Source organism: Geminicoccus harenae, from assembly GCF_019800005.1.
Taxonomy (GTDB): domain Bacteria; phylum Pseudomonadota; class Alphaproteobacteria; order Geminicoccales; family Geminicoccaceae; genus Geminicoccus; species Geminicoccus harenae.
The window spans coordinates 109888-128867 of the sequence record NZ_JABGCL010000001.1 but is presented as its reverse complement, the minus strand read 5'-3'; the positions used below and the strand labels follow the sequence as shown (position 1 = coordinate 128867).

Here is an 18980-nt window from a genome sequence, read left to right as displayed (position 1 = left end):
ACTCCGTCACCTTGCCAGCCATGCTTTAGTCCCTGGCACGGCCAGGGGCTAGGCGGGAGGGTTCGGCTGGCGCCCGGTGCCGGTCCATGACAGCCGCTAGACCGGCCGCGCCTGCGCCGCCGTCAGGCCCGCGCTGTGGCCGGCCCTCAGGGCCAGCGCGATGGCACGGGCGAGCGCTGCCTGGTCGAAGGGCTTGCCGAGCCGCGGAAAGTCGCCGTCGGGCTCGGCGGGCGGCGCGTAGCCGCTGGCGATCAGCACCGGCAGCGCCGGCTGCTCGGCACGGAGGATCCGGGCCAGCTCGAGGCCGGTCATGCCCGGCATCGCCTGATCGGTGATCAGGAGGTCGACCTGCTGGCCGGAGCGAAGGAGTTCCAGCGCCTCGACCGCGGATGGCCGCTCCAGCACGGCGTGGCCCAGATCCTCCAGCATGGCGACCGTGTTCATCAGCACGAGCGAGTCGTCGTCCACGGTCAACACGGTCAGCCGGCCGACCTGCGCCGTCGCCGCGGCTGGGGCCGGGGCCGGCCGCCTTGCATGCTCCGGCGCAGCGCTGGCCGGCAGCCAGAGTTCCGCCACGGTCCCTTCGCCCACCGTGCTGCGCAGGAACAGCCGGCCGCCCGACTGCGCCGCCAGGCCCTGCACCATGGGCAGGCCCAGCCCGGTGCCCTTGCCGAGCCCCTTGGTGGTGAAGAACGGCTCCAGCGCGCGATCGAGCGTCGGCGCGTCCATCCCCTGGCCCGTGTCGGACAGGACCAGGCAGAGATAGCTGCCGGGCAGGAGCCCGTCCGCCGCCCCGTCCGCCACCTGCCGCTCGGCGGCCGTGATGGTCAGCCTGCCCCCGGCGGGCATGGCGTCGCGCGCGTTGAGCGCCAGGTTGAGCAGCGCCAGCTCGAGCTGGTTGGCGTCCACATGGGCGCGCGGCAGGCCCGGGGGAAAGCGGGTTGCGACCGTGATCATCGGGCCCAGCGAGCGCTCCAGCAGGTCGGCCATGCCGCCCACCAGGGCCGGCACGTCGACCGGCTCAGGCTTCAGGTCCTGCCGCCGCGCGAACGCCAGCAGACGCTGGGTGAGCGCGGCACCGCGCCTGGCCCCCTCGAACGCGCCCTCCACCAGGCACCTGGCCTTGGGATCGTCCGGCAGGCGCTTGCGCAGCAGGTCCAGGTTGCCGATCACCACGGCCAGGATGTTGTTGAAGTCGTGGGCGATCCCGCCGGTGAGCTGACCGATCGCCTCGATCTTCTGCGCCTGGCGCAGGGCCTCCTCGGCGCGCCGGTGCTCGGTCACGTCGGTGAGGCCGCCCAGCACCCGCAGGAACCCGCCCTCCCCGTCCCGTTCCAGCCGGGCGGAGGAGAGGACGTCCAGGACCTTGCCGGACCTGGTGACGATCCGGTGCTCGACGTCGGCCACCTCCCCCTGCCGGAGCAGGGCCGGCCAGTCCTCGCGGATCGCCCGGCGCGCCGATGCGGCCGTCATGAAGTCGACCAGCGGCCGCCCGACGATCTCGGCCCGGTCATAGCCGATCAGGTCCAGGCAGGCATCGCTGACCTGCTCGACCCGGCCCGACCGGTCCAGCGAGTAGAGCGGCAGCGGCGTGCGCCGGTAGAGCTGCCGGAAGCGCTCCTCGCTCTGGCGCAGGGCCGCGGCCTCGCGCTCGGCCAGATGGGCGAAGCGGCGATCGAACATGGCGGCGATCAGCGCCAGGAACAGGATCAGGAAGGCGGCCGCCGCCACGGCCACGGCCAGGGTCGGCTGGTCGAAGCCCCCTGCCGCCGGCGGGACCGCCTCGCCGTGATGCATGACGAAGGTGACGCCGGCCATGCCGGCATAGTGCATCCCGGAGATCGCCACGCCCATCACCAGGGCGGCGGCCAGCCGCCTGGGGAAACGGTTGGTCCTGGTGGTGAGCCACAGTGCTGCCGAAGCGGCACCGATCGCGATCAGCACCGATGCCGCCACCCAGTAGGGATCGTAGCGGATCCCGGCGTCCATCTTCATCGCCGCCATGCCGACATAGTGCATCGCGACGATGCCCAGCCCCATGAGCAGGCCGGCAGCCGGCAACAGCACCGCCGAGCGGGCGAACAGGCCCATGAGGCCGAAGCTCATGCCGGTCGCGACGATCGGGACGAGCAGCGAGACCAGGGTCAGCCCGACATCGTAGTCGGCCTGCATCCCGGGCATGCGGTAGGCCAGCATCGCCACGAAATGCATGGCCCAGATGCCGCCGCCCATGGCCAGTGCCGCGGTCGCCAGCCAGGCGAGCCGTGCCCAGCCGGCGGATGCCCGGATCCGGCTGGCGAGGTCGAGCGCGGTATAGGCGGCAGCGGCCGCGATCAGGATCGAGAGTGCTACGAGCGCATGGTGATGGCTGCCGACGACGATCATGCCCAGTTCTTCTGCCACGCCGGCCCCGACATCCTCGGCATGACGCACGAGTGGCCCAGGCTCGTCACTGCTGCCAGACGGGCCGGCCCGGATCAATAGGCAGGTCCGGCCATGTCAGGAGCACGGGCCCGTCGCCCGTCAGCCGCGCCTGGGCGCGTGGCGGCGGAACGCCAGCGCCTCGGCGATCTGCGGCTTGCGCACCACCTCGCTGCCGTCCAGGTCGGCGACCGTGCGCGCCACTCGCACGACCCGGTGCCAGCTCCGCGCGGTCAGGTGCAGATGCTTGGCGGCCCGCTCCAGGAGCTGGCGGGCCGGCGGGTCCAAAGGTGCGATCTCGTCCAGGAGTTCGCCCTCGGCCTCGGCATTGGTGCGCAGTTCCGGACGGCCGGCCTTCGCGAACCGCTCGGACTGGATCTCCCGCGCCGCCGCGACCCTGGCCGCCACCCTGGCGCTGTCCTCGGCGGGCGCCGGCAGAAGCAGATCGGCCGGCGAGACTGCCGGCACCTCGACCACCAGGTCGATCCGGTCGAACAGCGGCCCGGAGATCCGGCCGAGATAATCGTCCGCGCAGCGGGGTGCCTTGGCGCATTGCAGCTCGCGCGTGCCGAGATGGCCGCAGCGGCACGGGTTCATCGCGGCGATGAGCTGGAAGCGCGCCGGGTAGGTGGCATGGGCCGCTGCGCGTGACACGGTGATCTGGCCGGTCTCGAGCGGCTGGCGCAGCGCGTCCAGCACGTTGCGCTGGAACTCCGGCAGCTCGTCCAGGAACAGCACGCCCTTGTGGGCCAGGCTGATCTCGCCCGGCCGGGCATTGCTGCCGCCGCCCACCAGGGCCGCCATCGAGCTGCCATGGTGCGGGCTGCGGAACGGCCGGCGCCTTGTCAGCCGGCCGCCCTCCAGCCGGCCGGCGATGGACGCGATCATGCTGACCTCCAGCACCTCGGCCGGATCGAGCGGCGGCAGGAGGCCCGGCAGCCTTGCCGCCAGCATCGACTTGCCGGAGCCCGGCGGCCCGCTCATCAGCAGGTGGTGGTGCCCGGCCGCGGCGATCTCGATGGCGCGCTTGGCGGTCTCCTGGCCCTTCACGTCCTTCAGGTCGGGATAGGCGCCGCCTTCACTGGCGAGTGCCGGCTCGGGCGGCGGGAGGCGGTGCAGGCCGCGCAGATGGTTGATGAGCGAGGCGAGCGAGGGGGCGGCCACCACCTCGATCTCGCTGGCGAGCCAGGCCGCCTCGCCGCCGCTATCGCCCGGGCAGATCATGGCGAGGCGCCGCTCGCTCGCCGCCAGGGCCGCCGGCAGCACGCCCTGGACCGGGCGGATGGCGCCATCCAGGGCCAGTTCGCCCAGCACCAGATGCTGCTCGAGCGACGCCGGCGGCAGCAGGCCCAGCACCACCAGCAGGCCCAGCGCGATCGGCAGGTCGAAATGGCTGCCTTCCTTGGCGAGGTCGGCCGGCGCCAGGTTGATCACGATCCGCTTGGGCGGCAGCGAGATGCCGAGCGTGCCGAGGGCGCCGCGCACCCGCTCGCGGCTCTCCGCCAGCGCCTTGTCGGGCAGGCCCACCAGGGTGAAGGCCGGCAGCCCGCTGGCCAATTGCACCTCCACGTCGACGTCGCGCACTTCCAGCCCCGCGAACGCCACGGTCCGTACCCGTGCCATGGTGGCGGTCGGCGCCATCGACATCTCCCTCCGACAGGCCGGCAGGAATGGCACGAACCAGGGCATCATTTCCATCAAAGATTGATTGTTGCGGCTTCAAACCCTGATTACGGTTGTGCAGCCGGGTAGCTGATGTCCGCATGAGAATGGTCCCACGGCCGGGCTCTGGATCAGGAAGAACAGGAGCGATGATGCTAGGCGAGCAGAACCGGATGGCTGGCGCCTCCGCCCTGGGCCGCACCAGCGTGACCCACCCCCTGCAGATCGCGGAAGTGCGGGCGAAGGACGGGTACGGCCGCATCGGGATCACCTTCTGTCCCGGCAAGAAGCAGGCCCATGCCTTCACCGGCTCCTGGGACCGGGACCTGTGCGTCGATCTCGATGCGGTCCGGCAATGGGGGCCGGTGCTGGTGGTGACGCTGATCGAGCAGCACGAGCTGGACAGCCTGCAGGTCCCCACCCTGGAGGAGGAGGTGCGGCGCCGGCACATGGACTGGCTGCACCTGCCGATCCCCGACTATGGCGTGCCGCCCGAGGCGTTCGAGCGCCGGTGGAACGAGGTCGGCGAAGGCATTCGCGCCCGGCTCCGCGACGGGTTCGATGTCCTGGTGCATTGCAAGGGCGGGCTCGGCCGGGCAGGGACGATCACGGCTCGCCTGCTGGTCGAGTGCGGCATGCCGCCGGACCAGGCGATCCGGACCGTCCGCAAGGTGCGCCCTGGCGCCATCGAGACCGGCGGCCAGGAGGACCATGTTCGGCGGCAGGTCGAGATCTCGGAGCGGAAGCCGGCCACGGACCCGGATGCTATCCGCGACCGCGCCCATGGCGCGCTGCTGGGCCTGGCCGTGGGCGATGCGGTCGGCACCACGCTGGAGTTCAAGCCCCGCGACAGCTACCCGCCCATCACCGACATGGTCGGGGGCGGGCCGTTCCGCCGCAAGCCGGGTGGCTGGACCGACGACACCGCCATGGCGCTGGCCCTGGCGGAAAGCTTGGTCGCCCATCCCGGGCTGGACGAGCGCGACCTGATGGCCCGCTTCACCGACTGGTACCGGAACGGCGCCTATTCCTGCGTGGGCGTGTGCGACGACATCGGCATCACCACCAGCCAGGCATTGGCAAGGTGGGAGCGGACCGGCGAGCCGCTAGCCGGCTCGACCGACCCGCAGCAGGCCGGCAACGGCTCGCTGATGCGGCTGGCGCCGGTGGCGCTGCGCTGGTGGCATGACCGGGCGAAGCTGCGCGACGTGGCCGCCCGCCAGAGCCGCACCACACACGGTGCTCCCGAGGCCGTCGATGCCTGCATCGTCTATGCCGAGATGCTGGCCGACGCGATCGCCGGCCGGCTGCGGTCCCGGGTGCTGCACCGGCCGGCGACTGCGCTTGCCGGGAACATCGCGGCGATCGCCGCCGGCTCCTGGCGCGGCAAGCGTCGCGGCGACATCCAGGCCACCGGCTATGTGGCCCATGCCCTGGAAGCATCGCTCTGGTGCATCGGCCGGACCGGCGACTTCCGCTCGGCCGTGCTGACCGCGGCCAATCTCGGCCAGGACGCCGACACCACCGCGGCGATCACCGGCCAGCTCGCCGGAGCCCTGTATGGTGCGTCCGGCATCCCGGCTCCGTGGCGGGAGCGGGTCGCCTGGGCGGAGCGCATCCACGACCTGGCAGACCGGCTCATCACCTTTCCCTGAAGTCCTGAGCGCCGGGGCCGGCCAAGGCACCCCTACGCCGCCGAGGTTGCGAACCAGAGGCGCATCCCCGATCCTGCCGCCAGAGCACCTGGAGGAGACGAGCAGGAGTGGATGCGACCGCCGCCGATTATCTGGCGGGCCTCAATGCGGAACAGCGGCAGGCGGTCCTGCATGGCACGGGTAGCCAGGATTCCGCCTCTGCCCTCCTGGTGATCGCCGGTGCCGGCTCCGGCAAGACCGACACGCTGGCGCATCGCGTGGCCCACCTGATGGTCCAGCGCGTTCCCCCTGAGCGCATCCTTCTCCTGACCTTCTCCCGGCGGGCCGCTTCCGAGATGGTCCGGCGCGCGGAGCGGATCTGCGCCAGGGTGCTGGGCCTGAGCGGGCCGTCCCACGCGCTGCGGCTGGGCTGGGCCGGCACGTTTCACGGCATCGGCGCCCGCCTCCTGCGTGCGCACGCCACCTCTTTGGGCCTGGACCCGTCCTTCACCATCCTGGACCGGGAGGACGCGGCCGACCTGATGAACCTGGTGCGCCACGAGCAGGGCCTGTCCCAGAAGGAGCGCCGCTTCCCGGCCAAGGCCACCTGCCTCGCCATCTATTCCCGCTGCGTGAATGCCGAGGCACCGCTGGACGTGGTGCTGGCCGAGCATTTCCCCTGGTGCAGCGGCTGGGAGCGCGAGCTGCGCGCCCTGTTCGGCGCCTATGTCGCCGCCAAGCAGCGCCAAAACACGCTCGATTACGACGACCTGCTGCTCTATTGGGCCGCCGCCATGGCCGAGCCCGGCCTGGCGGACACGATCGGCAGCCGGTTCGATCAGGTGCTGGTCGACGAGTACCAGGACACCAACCGCCTGCAGGCCACCATCCTCCATGCGTTGAAGCCCGGCGGCTCCGGCCTGACCGTGGTGGGCGACGACGCCCAGTCGATCTATGGCTTCCGTGCCGCCACCGTGCGCAACATCCTGGACTTTCCGGCCCGCTGCACACCGGCTGCCGCCGTGGTCACGCTGGCGCAGAACTATCGCTCCAGCCAGCCGATCCTGGCCGCGGCCAACGGCGTGATCGACCTCGCTGCCGAGCGCTTCACCAAGAATTTGTGGACAGAGCGCCGGGGCGGCACGCCGCCGCGCCTGGTCACGGTGCCGGACGAGGCGGACCAGGCCGGCTATATCGCGACGGAGGTCCTGGAGAATCGGGAGCGGGGCATCCGGCTTCGCCAGCAGGCCGTCCTGTTCCGCACCGCGCACCATAGCGGGGCGCTGGAGGTCGAGCTCACCCGCCGCGACATCCCGTTCGTGAAGTTCGGCGGGCTGAAGTTCCTGGACAGCGCGCACGTCAAGGACCTGCTGGCGCTCCTCCGCTTCGTCGAGAACCCGAAGGACCGTATGGCCGGCCTGCGCGTGCTCCTGCTGCTGCCGGGCATCGGCCCCGCCGCCGCGGAGCGCCTGCTGGAACGACTCGCGGCATCGGAAAGGCTGGCGGACCTGCCCGCACCCGCCAGGGCCGGCGCCGCCTGGGCGGAGTTCGTCGCGACCGTGCAGGAACTGCGCCACGCGGCCTGGCCAGCCGCACTGGACCAGGCCCGCCAATGGTACGTGCCGCATCTGGAGCGCATCCACGAGGATGCCGCGGCCCGGGCAGCCGACCTCGCCCAGCTCGCCCAGATCGCTGCCGGCTACCCGTCGCGCGAGCGGTTCCTCACCGAGCTGACCCTGCATCCGCCCGATGCGGTCAGCGATCAGGCCGGCGTGCCCCTGCTGGACGAGGACTATCTGGTTCTGTCCACGATCCATTCGGCCAAGGGCCAGGAATGGCAGGCCGTGTTCGTGCTGAACGTGGTGGACGGCTGCATCCCCTCGGACCTCGGCACGGGCAGCCCGGACGAGATCGAGGAGGAACGGCGGCTGCTCTATGTTGCGATGACCCGGGCGCGCGACGAGCTGCATCTCGTGGTACCGCAGCGCTTCTTCACCCATGGCCAGAACGCCCGCGGCGACCGCCACGTCCATGCCGGGCGCAGCCGCTTCCTGCCGGACGAGCTCCTGCCGCTGTTCGAGCAGGCCGTCTGGCCGCAGGTGGTTGCGGAGCCGGCGGCAGCCGGGCAGCCGGCCGCGCGGGTGGATCTCGCAGCCCGGATGCGCGGCATGTGGGCTGCCGGCTGAGCTGCCGGCGGCGGTGCTAGCCATGTGACGAAACAGTGACGCGACCTGCGGGAACCCTCTTGACGCTCCCCATAGTGGATGACATCCATCATCGCACAGGCAGGTAAGCAGCCATCGAGACGTCTGGAGTCGATCATCCAGGCGAAGCGAGTATCGCGCCCGAACAGTCCGCGTTCTCGAAGACGACGGAAGCAGTGCCGCCAGGAGCCGTTGGCCACCTCAGAGTGGATCATCGCCCGCAACTCTCGCCCGTGCGGAGCCCGAGCGCATGCAACGTTCGCCGATCGAGCCGTCCCTCTGGTACGCGACGGCACCCGCGGCCCCGCCGACCGAGCCGATCGATGGCGAGGTCACCGCCGATGTCTGCGTGATCGGGGCCGGCTATACCGGGCTGTCGACCGCCCTGCATTTGGCCGAGCAGGGCGTGCGGGTGGTGGTGCTGGAAGCGAAAGAGGTCGGCTTCGGCTGCTCCGGGCGCAATGCCGGCCATTGCACCCCGACCTTCCACTTCTACTCGATCCCGACCGTGCGCAAGATGCTGGGCCCGGTCTATGGCGAGCGGCTGGTCGAGCGGCAGACCAACGGCGCCAACCTCGCCTTCGACATCATCCGCCGCTACGGGATCGACTGCGAGGCGGTGCAGAACGGCTACCTGATGGTGGCGCATGCCCCGTCGCGCGTGAAGGTTCTGGAGGAGAAGCAGCGGACCTATGCTTCCGCCGGCAAGGTCACCCATCTGCTCGACAAGGCCGAGACCGAGCGGCTGACTGGCTCGCCGCGCTATTACGGCGCTTGGCTGCACCCCGAGGGTGGCCATCTCAATCCCCTGGCCTATGCCCGCGGTCTAGCCGGGGCGGTGATCTCGCAGGGCGGGACCGTCCATACCCGCTCGCCGGTGACGGGCATCGAGCCGGCCGGGACGCGCTGGCGGGTGGTGACGCCCACGGGTGCGGTCACCGCGGACAAGGTGGTGTGCGGCACCGGCGCCTATACCGACGACTACTGGCCGGGTCTGAACAAGACCTTCACCACCATGCCGGTGATGATCCTCGCCACGCAGCCACTTTCCGACAATGTCCGCAAGACGATCGCGCCGGAAAACCACACGGTCGTCGAAACGCGCGACGACCCGATGATCTACAAATACAACAAGGAAGGCCGTTTGGTGACTTCGGTCTTCGTCGAGGGCAAGCGCGGTGGAGATCTTGAATACACCAAGAAGCTCACCGCCGACAAGCTGAAGTGGATGCTGCCGCAGCTCGACGAGGTGGATTTCGAATACGCCTGGACCGGCGACCTCGACATGCAGCCCAAGACCTTCCCGCGCCTGTTCGAGCTGGCGCCGGGCGTGGTCGCGTCGCTGGGCTATTCCGGCCGGGGCGTGCCGACCGGCACGATGATGGGCACGGTTCTCTCGGAATGGGCGATGGGGATGCCCAAGGAGGACCTGACGCTGCCGCTGGAGCCGATGACGGCCTCGCCCTTCTGGATGAAGTTCGTCCCCTACCTCTTCCTTTCCGCCACCCGCGCCCGCGACCAGTGGGTCGCGAAGCGCGAGGGCGTGAACCCGCCGGCCTATTGATGGCCAGGAACGGGCGGCCGGAGCCGCGCACGATCGGCTATTCGGACGTGTCGCTCGACATCCTGGGCGGCCTGCTCAGCTTCTACGCGCGCAGCATGGCGATCGCGCTGAACCGGGACTACGACCAGGCCATCAGCGAAGTCGAGCTGGCCCATGGCCATGGCAAGGTGTCGGTCCTGCTGATGACCCATGCCAACCCGGGCATCCGGCCCTCCGTGATCGCCCATTTCGCCCAGAAGGACCGCTCGGCGATGGCCAAGCTCATCGACCAGATGAAGCGGCAGGGCCTGGTCGAGCAGAGGGTCGATTCCGGCGAGCGCCGGGCGCACGAGCTCTATCTCACGCCCCGGGGCGAGGAGCTGGTGGTGCAGGTGCGCACGATCGTCCAGGAGCAGTCGGACCGGTTCTTCGCCGTGCTGGACAGGCAGGACCGGGCCGATCTCCTGCGCATCCTGATGACTCTCTACGAGCGGCACGTGACGCCGCTGCCCGCCAACGTCCCGGACAGGAAGGCCACCACATGATCGACCGTCGCGTCGCCCTCGTCTCCGGCGCCAATCGCGGCATCGGCGCCGCCATCGCGCAGGAACTCCTGGCCCGTGACTGGGTGGTCTCGATCGGCGTGCGCCGGCCGGACAGCGTGCCGGGCGAGCTGAAGGAGCAGTGCCACCTCCAGGCCTACGACGCCGCCGACCGGACGAGCGAGGCCGCCTGGGTCCAGGCGGTGGCCGAGCGCTTTGGCCGGATCGATGCGATCGTCGCCAATGCCGGGCTCATGATCCCCAAGAGTGCCATCGAGGCGGAGGACGAGGATCTCGACGCCATGCTCGAGGTCAACGTGAAGGCGCCGCTGCGCCTGGCCCGCGCGGCCTGGCCGCAACTGGTGGCCTGCGGCCGTGGCCGGATCGTGACCATCTCCTCTTTGTCCGGCAAGCGGGTGAAGGCGGTACGCTCCGGCGCCTACTCGGTCAGCAAGTTCGCGGCGCTCGGCCTTTCCCACGCCCTGCGCCATGCCGGCTGGGAGCAGGGCGTGCGCGCCATCGCGATCTGCCCGGGCCTGGTCGCGACCGACATGGCGTTCGGCATCAGCGACAAGGCGCCCGCCGATATGACCGACCCCAGGGATGTGGCGCGGATCGTAGCGTTCGCGCTGGACCTGCCGAACACGGCGAGCGTGTCGGAGATCCCGATCAATTCCTCGCTCGACGAATCCTACTGAGCGAGTCCCGAGCGTCCCGGCCCGCGCGGGAATGGCACAGGCGACCGGCAGCAACCCAGCTTCGAGTAACCACGTGATCACTCAAGTCACCCCGCATCGTGGCCCGGTCGTCGACCCGGTCGATTCCAACGACAAGCTGCCCGAAGAGGTGGACGTCGTGGTGATCGGCGGCGGCATCATCGGCGTGTCGACCGCCATGTTCCTGGCCGAGCGCGGCGTCTCGGTCGCCTTATGCGAGAAGGGCCACATCGCCGGCGAGCAGTCGAGCCGCAACTGGGGCTGGGTCCGCAAGATGGGCCGTGACCCCCGCGAGATCCCGCTCATCATCGAATCGCTCAAGATCTGGCAGACGCTGAACCAGAAGACCGAGGCCGAGACCGGCTTCAAGGTCACCGGCATCATGTATGCCGCGCGCGACCAGGCCGAGATGGCCAAGCACGAGGAATGGCTGCAGTACTCGCAGCCCTACCAGCTCGACACCAAGGCGATCGGCAAGGCCGAGTTCGAGAAGCTGATGCCGGGCTCGGACGGCGGCTTTCATGGCGCGCTCTACACCGCGTCCGATGCCCGTGCCGAGCCGCAGAAGGCGGGGCCCGCGATCGCCCGCTATGCTCAGCGGCTGGGTGCCCATATCTTCACCAACTGCGCGGTGCGCACGGTGGAGCGGCAGGGCGGCAAGGTGTCGGGCGTGGTCACCGAGAAGGGCCGGATCCGCTGCAGCCAGGTGGTGCTGGCCGGTGGTGCATGGTCCGGCCTGTTCCTGGGCAATCTCGGCATCCGCCTGCCGCAGCTCACCGTGATCAACTCGGTGATGCGCACCGCTCCGCTGGAGGGTGCCCCCGAAGTGGCGCTCTGGGAGCGGGACTATGCGTTCCGCAAGCGCATGGATGGAGGCTACACGATCGCGGACGGGGCGACCAACGTCCACGAGCTGGTGCCGAACAGCTTCCGCTACCTGAAGGACTTCCTGCCGGCGGTCCGCATGGAGTGGCGCTCCTACGGGCTGCAGCTCAACTCGCGCTTCGGCCTGGAGGCGAGCTGGCCCAAGACCTGGACCGGCGACGAAGTCACGCCGTTCGAGAAGATCCGGGTGAACGACCCGGCCCCGGTGGAGAAGGTCACCAAGAAGGCGCTGGCCCGCCTGCGCCAGCGCTTCCCGGCCTTCGCCAACGCGAAGATCGAGCAGTCCTGGGCGGGGCGGATCGACGTCACCCCGGACATCGTGCCGGTGATCTCCCATGTCGATGCGCTGCCGGGCCTCCTGATCGCCACCGGCTTCTCCGGTCACGGCTTCGGAATCGGCCCGGGTGCTGGCAAGCTGATCGCGGACATGGTGATGGGCAAGGACCCGGTCGTCGACCCGACCGAGTTCCGCCTGGCACGCTTCTTGGACGGCAGCACCCCCAGACCGATGGGGCATGCCTAACATTTTGGGAAAGGCGACCGCCGCAAACGGCGGCGCCCCGGCTTTTTCGGCCGACTTGCGAAGGGGGAAACGTCTGATGGATGACACGATGTCGAAGCAGGGCAGCCTGATGCGCCCGAACCGGCGCCGGCTGATGGCGATGGGCTTGAGCGGCGGTGCTGCCGTCTGGATGGGGCCGAAGCTCGGCTGGGTCGGCACGGCCGAGGCCGCCACGCCGCCGGAGAAGCCGACCGGCCAGGCGGTGATCGGCATGTCCCAGGAGCCGACCGTCTTCAATCCGCTGATGCTGCACATCGAGGTCGACGAGGGCGTCTACTTCAACCTGTTCAGCCCGCTCTGGCGGCCAGGCCCGGACGGCAACCTGATCCCTGACCTGGCCACCGAGATCCCGAGCGTCGCCAATGGCGGCATCTCCGAGGACGGGCTGACCTGGACCATCAGGCTCAGGGACAACGTCAAGTGGCATGACGGCACGCCGTTCTCGGCCGAGGACGTCAAGTACACGATCGAGCTGATCAACAACCCGGACTTCCGGGCCGGCCGCCGCGCCGGGCACGAGCTGGTGCGCGACATCCAGGTGGTGAGCCCGACCGAGCTCACCTGGAAGATGGCGGAGCCCTACGCGCCCTACCCGGCGATCCTGTCCTGGACCTTCATCGTGCCCAAGCACATCCTGGAGAAGGAGGCCGACCCGAACACCGCGGCGTTCAACAACGCGCCGATCGGCACCGGCGCCTTCAAGTGGGTCGAGCGCGTGCCGGGCGACCACATCACCCTGGAAGCCCATCAGGACTTCCACGGCGACGGTCCGTATCTGGAACGGATCATCTTCAAGTACATCCCCGACATGACGGTGCTGTACACCCAGTTCCAGACCGGTGCGGTCGACTATACCGGCATCCAGGGCATCACCCCGGACAAGTACGAGGAAGGCAAGGCCCTGGAAGGCCGGGTCGTCCAGACCGTGCCGCAGCCCTTCATCGAGAACATCGCCTTCAATACCGGCCTACCGGTGTTCCAGGACCGGGCGGTGCGCGAGGCGCTGCTCTACGGCATGGACAAGCAGAGCATCATCGAGGCGATCTATTACGGCCTGCCCACCCCCACCGAATCCTTCCTGCCCAGCCAGTCCTGGGCCTACAACCCCGACCTGCCGCAGCACGAGTACAACCCCGAGAAGGCCAGGCAGATCCTGGAGGAGGCCGGCTGGGTCGACAGTGGCGACGGGATCCGGGCCAAGGACGGCGTGCGCCTGGAGTTCACCAACTCGACCACGGCGGGCAACACCACGCGCGAGCAGGCGCAGCAGTTCCTCCAGCAGAACTGGCTGGAGATCGGTGCCAAGATGAACATCAGCAACCTGCCGCCCGCGGTGATGTGGGGCGAGTACTGGATGATGTCGAAGTTCGAGACCGCCATGGTCGGCATCGGCTTCGGCATCGGCCCGGACCCGGACGCCACCGACTTCCTGCACAGCAAGTCGATCGGCGCCAAGGGCGGCGCCGGGCAGAACACCACCCAGTTCTCCAACCCCGAGGCCGACAAGCTGCTGGAGGAAGGTGCCGCCGTCACCGACCAGGAGCAGCGCGCCGAGATCTACAAGAAGCTCCAGGAGGTCACCCGCCGGGAGCTGCCCTACCTGCCGATCTTCCAGTACGCGATGGTCCAGGGCATCAAGGCCGGCCTGGAGAACTTCAAGCCGAACTTCGCGGTCCAGGAGAACTGCTGGAACGCCAACGAGTGGTACTTCTCGAGCTGACGCCGGGAAGCTGATCGCGCGGACCGGGGGCGCCTGGCGCCTGTTCCATCCGGATCGGGCCGATCCGGATGAAGGGAACAGGCCCCAGCCATCAATCCCCGAGTGATCTCTTGCCCGGTCAGGTGGCACCACCTGATCGAGGATCGCTCCGGGGCCCCGGTCCCAACGCATTTTCTTGAAGAAGGGGCCGCCGATGGGCCGCTATCTGCTCGGCAGGCTGGGCCAGAACCTGGTGCTGCTCTGGCTGGTGTCGATGATCGGGTTCGGGGTGCTCTACTTGGCACCGGGCGGGCCTTTGTCGCAGTTCGCGCTGGTGCCGGGCATGTCCCAGGAAGACATCGCGCGCATTGCCGCCCAGATGGGCCTCGATCGGCCCCTGCCCGTGCAGTACTGGGAATGGTTCACCCGGCTGCTGACCGGCGACTGGGGCCGCTCCTACCGTGACTCCCAGCCGGTCCTCCACGTGATCGGCTCGCATCTGTGGGCCACGCTGGAGCTGATGATCGCCGCGATCCTGATCGCCGTGCTGCTGGGCGGCTGGATCGGCGTGATGGGGGCGATCCGCCGCTATTCCTTCTTCGACTATCTGGCGACCATCGGCGCCATGGTCGCCCTGTCGATCCCGACCTTCTGGTTCGGCCTGGTCACCATCTACATCTTCTCGGTCAAGCTCGGCTGGCTGCCGCCGGGCAATCGCTACACGGTCGGCGACGGCTCGTTCTGGAACTACCTGCACCACCTGATCGCACCCGCCCTGGTGCTGGCCCTGGTCGAGGTGGCGATCTGGAGCCGCTACATGCGCGCGGCGATGCTGGACGTGATCAACCAGGACTTCGTCCGCACCGCGCGTGCCAAGGGCCTGCCGGAGCGGCAGATCCTGTTCCGCCACGCGCTGCGCAACGCGCTGATCCCGATGATCACCCTGGCGGGCCTGCAGATGCCGACGCTCTTGGGTGGCGCGCTGGTCACCGAGACCGTGTTTACCTGGCCCGGCATGGGCCGCCTGTTCCTGGATAGCCTGGGCTACCGCGACTATCCGGTGGTGATGGGCATCCTGATGTTCACCGCGGTGATGGTGCTGCTCGGCAACCTGCTGGCCGACCTGCTCTGCGCGGTGGCCGACCCCCGCATCCGACTGGACTGACCGCCATGGCCCAAGTCGCTGCCGCCGCCATCGAGCCGGTCGTCCTGCCCCCGCCGACCCGCCACCGGGCATTGCGCCGTTTCCTGCGCCACCGCTTGGCCGTGTTCGGCCTGGTCACCATCGTGCTGCTGGTCCTGCTCTCGGCGTTCGGCCCCTACCTGGTGCCCTACGACCAGCTCTTCATCGACATCCGCAACCGCTTCGCCCCGCCGTTCGTCAGCGCGCACATCTTTGGCACCGATCCCCTGGGGCGAGACCATGCCGCAAGGCTGTTCAACGCCGGTCGGATCTCGCTGACCGTGGGCTTCCTCGCCATGATGATCTCGATCGTGATCGGGACGGTGGTGGGGGCGGTGGCCGGCTTCTACGGGCGCTGGGTGGGTGCCGTGCTGATGCGGATCGTGGATGCGATCCTGTGCTTCCCCTCGGTGTTCCTGCTCCTCGCACTGGCGGCGTTCATCAAGCCGAACGTGCTCACCATCACGCTGATCATCGCCGCCACGAGCTGGATGGAGGTGGCGCGCGTGGTCCAGAACCAGATCCGATCCTTGCGCGAGCGGGACTTCACCGTGGCGGCGGAGATGATCGGCGCCTCGGACACGGCGATCATCTTCCGCGAGCTCCTGCCCAACGTGATCGGCCCGATCGTGGTCGCGGCCACGCTCACCGTGGCCCGGGCGATCCTGATGGAATCCTATATCAGCTTCCTCGGCTACGGCATCCAGCCGCCCATGGCGAGCTGGGGCAACATGCTGAACAACGCCCAGCAATACCTGACCTCGGCCCCCTGGCTCGCCATCTTCCCGGGCGTGATGATCACGCTGGCGGTGGCCAGCTTCAACTTCGTGGGCGACGGCCTGCGCGATGCGCTGGACGACCGGCTGGATGCGCAGTGACCGCTGTCGGAACCTTTCAAGTCTTTGAGAAAGGCCGCTTCCTCGGGTTCGTTCGTGCAGATTGCGTTACGTGAAGAACCCGAGGAGGGCTGCATGACCATCGACCGGCGATCCTAGCACATCCTGGCCGGGATGCATCGCCCCAAGGGCACGCCTCCCAGGTCAGATGCTGTCGAGTGCCGGCGGCGTGCTGCCGGCCCAGGCCGCCTCGAAGCGGGTCGCGGCCGCCTTCGCCATCTCGGCATCGCCCAGCGTCTCGTGGGCCTGGCGCAGGGCTTCCAGCGCGTAGGCGTTGTTCGGCGCCTCTTCGAGGGCCGCCGTCAGCGCGTCGATCGCCTCCTTCGGCCGGCCAGCCTCCAGCAGGGCCGCACCCAGGGACTGGCGGACCGGGTAGTACCAGTAGGGCGGCTCCATGTAGGCCAAGCCGTCCTGGAGTGCTGTGGCTTCCTCCAGACTCGCCACCGCGTCGCCCGCCCTGCCCTCGGCCCGGGCGATCCGGCTGTCCAGCACGAGCTGGGCGATGCGCATCACCGTGCCCGCCGGCACCATCTGCGCCTCGATCTCGGCGAAGTCGTTGGCCTCGTCGAGGGCGACGAGCGCCGCCAGCTCCGCGCGGGCCAGGGCCAGATCGCCCTGGCGGACCGCCGCGGCACCCCGGGCGAAGCGCCAGGCACCATCGACCCAAGGCATGTCGCCGCTGGGCTCGGGCTCGGCCAGCACTGCCGCCGGGTCCATGAAGTCGGCCTGGGCGAAATAGGGCGCCTGCTTGATCGCCTGGACGACGCCGAACTGCCGGGCCAAGTCATCGGACAGGATCGTGCCGAGCTTGTCCGCGGCCGAAAGCGCCGCCTGGCCGTCGCCGGCGCGCGCGGCCGAGACCAGCACAAAGTGGACGTTGTGCGGGTAATAGACGTAGCGGTACATGCCGGCCGATGGCGCCTTGGCGAACAGCGCCTCGTCCACCTGCACCGCGACCTTGTTGGCCTCCAGGGAATCCAGGTAGCGGCCGACCCGGTAGTAGATATGCGCCGGCATGTGGACGAGATGGCCGGCCGACGGGGCCTGGGCCGCCAGACGCTCGGCATAAGCCTCGGCCCGCTCCGGCGTGGTCGAGGCCTCCACCGTGTGGATGTAGAGATGGATCGCGGCGGCGTGGTCCGGGTTGCGCGCCAGCACCCGCTCCAGGGCCGCCACCTGCTCGGCGGTGCGGCCCTTGGGCGTCGCCTTGTCGGCCTGCCAATAGTCCCAGGGCTGCAGGTTCATGAGCGAATCCGCGAACAGGACCTGGACCTCGTCATCGTCCGGAAAGCGGGCGGCCAGTTCCGCCATGGCGTCGGCATAGGCCCGGTCCAGCGCCTTGCGGTCGGCGGCGGGATCCGGCGCGTAGCGCTTGGCCAGCGCGTCGATCAGGCCACGCTCGAGCTCGCTGGCACCTTCGGCCAGATATTTCGCCTGCGCGATCGCGGCGAATGCCGGGGACACCGCCTCGGGCGGCATCGGCGCGTTGATGTTGGGGCCCCAGGCGAACGCCTCGCCCCAGTAGCACATGGCGCAGCCGGGATCGGAGAGCTGCGCGTTGCGGAACGCGGCGATGGCGTCCTCGTGGTCGAAACCCCAGCTCAGCCGCAGCCCCTGGTCGAACCAGCGCTGGGTCCGCTCGTTCGTCGTGCTCAGGCGGATCGTGGAATTGCCGAAGCCCTCGCCCAGCGGCAGCTCGCCGGAGGCCGCTTCCTCCCGGTCGGCCTCGGTCGCCGCCTGGAGCAGGCCGTAGCCGGGCTTGAAGCCCTCGGTGCGGAAGGCCGGCAGGTCGACGGCCGCCAGGGCGGCATGGAACGCGCTGCCGCTGCGGCAAAGCCCGGCCGAGAGGCCGGGCAATGGCTCCCAGGCCGTGGCGGTGGCGGCCAGGGCCGTGGCGGGGGCAAGTAGGACGCAGCTGGCGAGCAGCGCCGCCCGGCGCCGCAAGGTCCGGGCGCTCGAGGCGCAACGTGGCATCAACCCTCTCCATTCCAATTCTGGAGAATAGCGCATTATAGCTTGAGGGGCAGTGCGCTAGCAAACTTGCCCTGATGCACCAGTGATCTTTGTCACCATTTCCGGAATGCTTGGGCTCGTCGGATTTCCGGCGCAGCCTGTTCAGGACTCAGCCGGGATGCGCCGCCGCTCCGCCCGGGTCCGCGCCCATTCGCGCCGCCAGACATAGAGGCCGGAGCCCACCAGCACCGCCGCACCCGCCCAGGTGAAGGCGTCGGGCAGGCGGTCATAGACCAGCCAGCCCAGGACCACCGCGACCATGAGCTGGGTGTAGGTGAAGGGGGCGATCACCGCCGCCGGCCCATGGCGGTGCGCCATGATCACCAGGAGATGGCCGAGGCCGCCAAAGCAGCCGATCAGGAGGAACATGGCGAGGTGCCAGCCAGTGGCCGGGATCTCGGCCACGAAGAACATGGCCGGCAGGCTGGCCACCGAGCCGACCACGGCCGTGAAGAAGAAGCTCACCTCGTGCGGGTCGACCCGCGAGGTGATCCGGGTGAGGGTCAGGTAGAAGGCGGAGATCGCCGCGGACGCCAGCATCACCAGCGCCATGGGGTCGAACTCGCCGACGCCCGGGCGCAGCACCAGCAGTACACCGCAGAAGCCCACCGCCAGTGCCATCAGGCGGCGCCAGCCGACCCGCTCGCCCAGGACGGGAATGGCGAACAGGGTGACGAACAGGGGCGCCGTCATGGCGATGGTGGCGGCCGTGGCCAGCGGCAGATATTTCAGCGCGGTCACGGCGCACACCGTGGCCATGGCGATAAGCGCCGAGCGGCCGAGCTGCAGCCCGGGTCGTGCGGAGCGCCACGGCAGCGGGCCGCGATGGAGGAACGGCACCACCGTCGCGATCAGCAGATGGCTGGTGTAGCGCGCCCAGACGATCTGCAGCGGGTGGTAGCCGGCCTCGCCCAGGAGCTTGGCGATCGTGTCCTGGATGGCGAACATCGACACGCCTGCCATGAGCAGCAGGACGGCCAATGGGGTACCGCTGAGACGCAACGACCTGTTCCTTCCCGG

Annotated in this window: 13 protein-coding genes; 9 read left to right on the top strand and 4 right to left on the bottom strand. The window is 69.4% G+C overall.

Features of this window, described 5'->3' with window-relative positions; all coding sequences use genetic code 11:
- Positions 1-96 precede the first annotated feature (96 nt).
- Together HLA95_RS00565 and HLA95_RS00560 are read right to left on the bottom strand one after the other, a co-directional pair.
- The gene (locus tag HLA95_RS00565; RefSeq protein WP_222182031.1) at positions 97-2433 is read right to left on the bottom strand and encodes an MHYT domain-containing protein; all 2337 of its coding nucleotides are present in this window, start codon (positions 2431-2433) and stop codon (positions 97-99) included.
- Positions 2434-2523: 90 nt separating this feature from the next.
- The gene (locus HLA95_RS00560; protein WP_255591124.1) at positions 2524-4062 is read right to left on the bottom strand and encodes a YifB family Mg chelatase-like AAA ATPase; all 1539 of its coding nucleotides are present in this window, start codon (positions 4060-4062) and stop codon (positions 2524-2526) included.
- Positions 4063-4232: 170 nt separating this feature from the next.
- On the opposite strand from HLA95_RS00560, the gene HLA95_RS00555 reads away from it, so the two are divergent.
- From HLA95_RS00555 to HLA95_RS00515, 9 genes are all read left to right on the top strand, one after another.
- On the top strand, positions 4233-5738 hold the full coding sequence (locus HLA95_RS00555) for an ADP-ribosylglycohydrolase family protein (RefSeq protein WP_222182029.1): 1506 nt from the start codon (positions 4233-4235) through the stop codon (positions 5736-5738).
- A 107-nt stretch (positions 5739-5845) separates the two neighbouring features.
- Positions 5846-7903 carry an ATP-dependent helicase gene (locus tag HLA95_RS00550; protein WP_191061049.1) on the top strand — a complete coding sequence of 686 codons (2058 nt, stop codon included), beginning with the start codon at positions 5846-5848 and terminating at the stop codon, positions 7901-7903.
- 268 nt (positions 7904-8171) lie between these two features.
- Positions 8172-9485, top strand: coding sequence for an NAD(P)/FAD-dependent oxidoreductase (locus tag HLA95_RS00545; RefSeq protein ID WP_191059091.1), 1314 nt, complete (start codon positions 8172-8174; stop codon positions 9483-9485).
- Positions 9485-10009, top strand: a complete 525-nt coding sequence (locus HLA95_RS00540; protein ID WP_191059090.1) for a MarR family winged helix-turn-helix transcriptional regulator — start codon at positions 9485-9487, stop codon at positions 10007-10009. Before HLA95_RS00545 ends, HLA95_RS00540 begins: the two co-directional genes overlap by 1 nt.
- Entirely contained in the window at positions 10006-10704 is a 699-nt protein-coding gene (locus HLA95_RS00535) for an SDR family NAD(P)-dependent oxidoreductase (RefSeq protein WP_191059089.1), read from the top strand. The genes HLA95_RS00540 and HLA95_RS00535 overlap by 4 nt, the downstream gene beginning before the upstream one ends.
- A 73-nt stretch (positions 10705-10777) precedes the next feature.
- Complete coding sequence (locus tag HLA95_RS00530) at positions 10778-12130, top strand: NAD(P)/FAD-dependent oxidoreductase (protein ID WP_370467457.1); 1353 nt, start codon at positions 10778-10780, stop codon at positions 12128-12130.
- A gap of 88 nt (positions 12131-12218) precedes the next feature.
- Positions 12219-13889, top strand: a complete 1671-nt coding sequence (locus HLA95_RS00525) for a peptide ABC transporter substrate-binding protein (protein WP_370467466.1) — start codon at positions 12219-12221, stop codon at positions 13887-13889.
- Positions 13890-14082: 193 nt separating this feature from the next.
- On the top strand, positions 14083-15033 hold the full coding sequence (locus HLA95_RS00520) for an ABC transporter permease (protein WP_191059086.1): 951 nt from the start codon (positions 14083-14085) through the stop codon (positions 15031-15033).
- Positions 15034-15038: 5 nt separating this feature from the next.
- On the top strand, positions 15039-15929 hold the full coding sequence (locus HLA95_RS00515; protein ID WP_191059085.1) for an ABC transporter permease: 891 nt from the start codon (positions 15039-15041) through the stop codon (positions 15927-15929).
- A gap of 162 nt (positions 15930-16091) precedes the next feature.
- On the opposite strand, the gene HLA95_RS00510 is transcribed toward HLA95_RS00515, so the two are convergent.
- Together HLA95_RS00510 and HLA95_RS00505 are read right to left on the bottom strand one after the other, a co-directional pair.
- Positions 16092-17921: a tetratricopeptide repeat protein gene (locus tag HLA95_RS00510; protein ID WP_222182027.1), complete on the bottom strand. Its 1830-nt coding sequence runs from the start codon at positions 17919-17921 to the stop codon at positions 16092-16094.
- Positions 17922-18062: 141 nt separating this feature from the next.
- Positions 18063-18962 carry a DMT family transporter gene (locus tag HLA95_RS00505; protein WP_191058280.1) on the bottom strand — a complete coding sequence of 300 codons (900 nt, stop codon included), beginning with the start codon at positions 18960-18962 and terminating at the stop codon, positions 18063-18065.
- Between the last annotated feature and the right edge of the window lie 18 nt (positions 18963-18980).

Excerpts from the sequence above, each read along its gene's own strand:
- HLA95_RS00560 (WP_255591124.1), bottom strand. The coding sequence starts at position 4,062 with ATGGCGCCGACCGCCACCATGGCACGGGTACGGACCGTGGCGTTCGCG.
- HLA95_RS00555 (WP_222182029.1), top strand. The coding sequence starts at position 4,233 with ATGATGCTAGGCGAGCAGAACCGGATGGCTGGCGCCTCCGCCCTGGGC.
- HLA95_RS00545 (WP_191059091.1), top strand. The coding sequence starts at position 8,172 with ATGCAACGTTCGCCGATCGAGCCGTCCCTCTGGTACGCGACGGCACCC.
- HLA95_RS00540 (WP_191059090.1), top strand. The coding sequence starts at position 9,485 with ATGGCCAGGAACGGGCGGCCGGAGCCGCGCACGATCGGCTATTCGGAC.
- HLA95_RS00535 (WP_191059089.1), top strand. The coding sequence starts at position 10,006 with ATGATCGACCGTCGCGTCGCCCTCGTCTCCGGCGCCAATCGCGGCATC.
- HLA95_RS00525 (WP_370467466.1), top strand. The coding sequence starts at position 12,219 with ATGTCGAAGCAGGGCAGCCTGATGCGCCCGAACCGGCGCCGGCTGATG.
- HLA95_RS00520 (WP_191059086.1), top strand. The coding sequence starts at position 14,083 with ATGGGCCGCTATCTGCTCGGCAGGCTGGGCCAGAACCTGGTGCTGCTC.
- HLA95_RS00515 (WP_191059085.1), top strand. The coding sequence starts at position 15,039 with ATGGCCCAAGTCGCTGCCGCCGCCATCGAGCCGGTCGTCCTGCCCCCG.
- HLA95_RS00510 (WP_222182027.1), bottom strand. The coding sequence starts at position 17,921 with ATGCCACGTTGCGCCTCGAGCGCCCGGACCTTGCGGCGCCGGGCGGCG.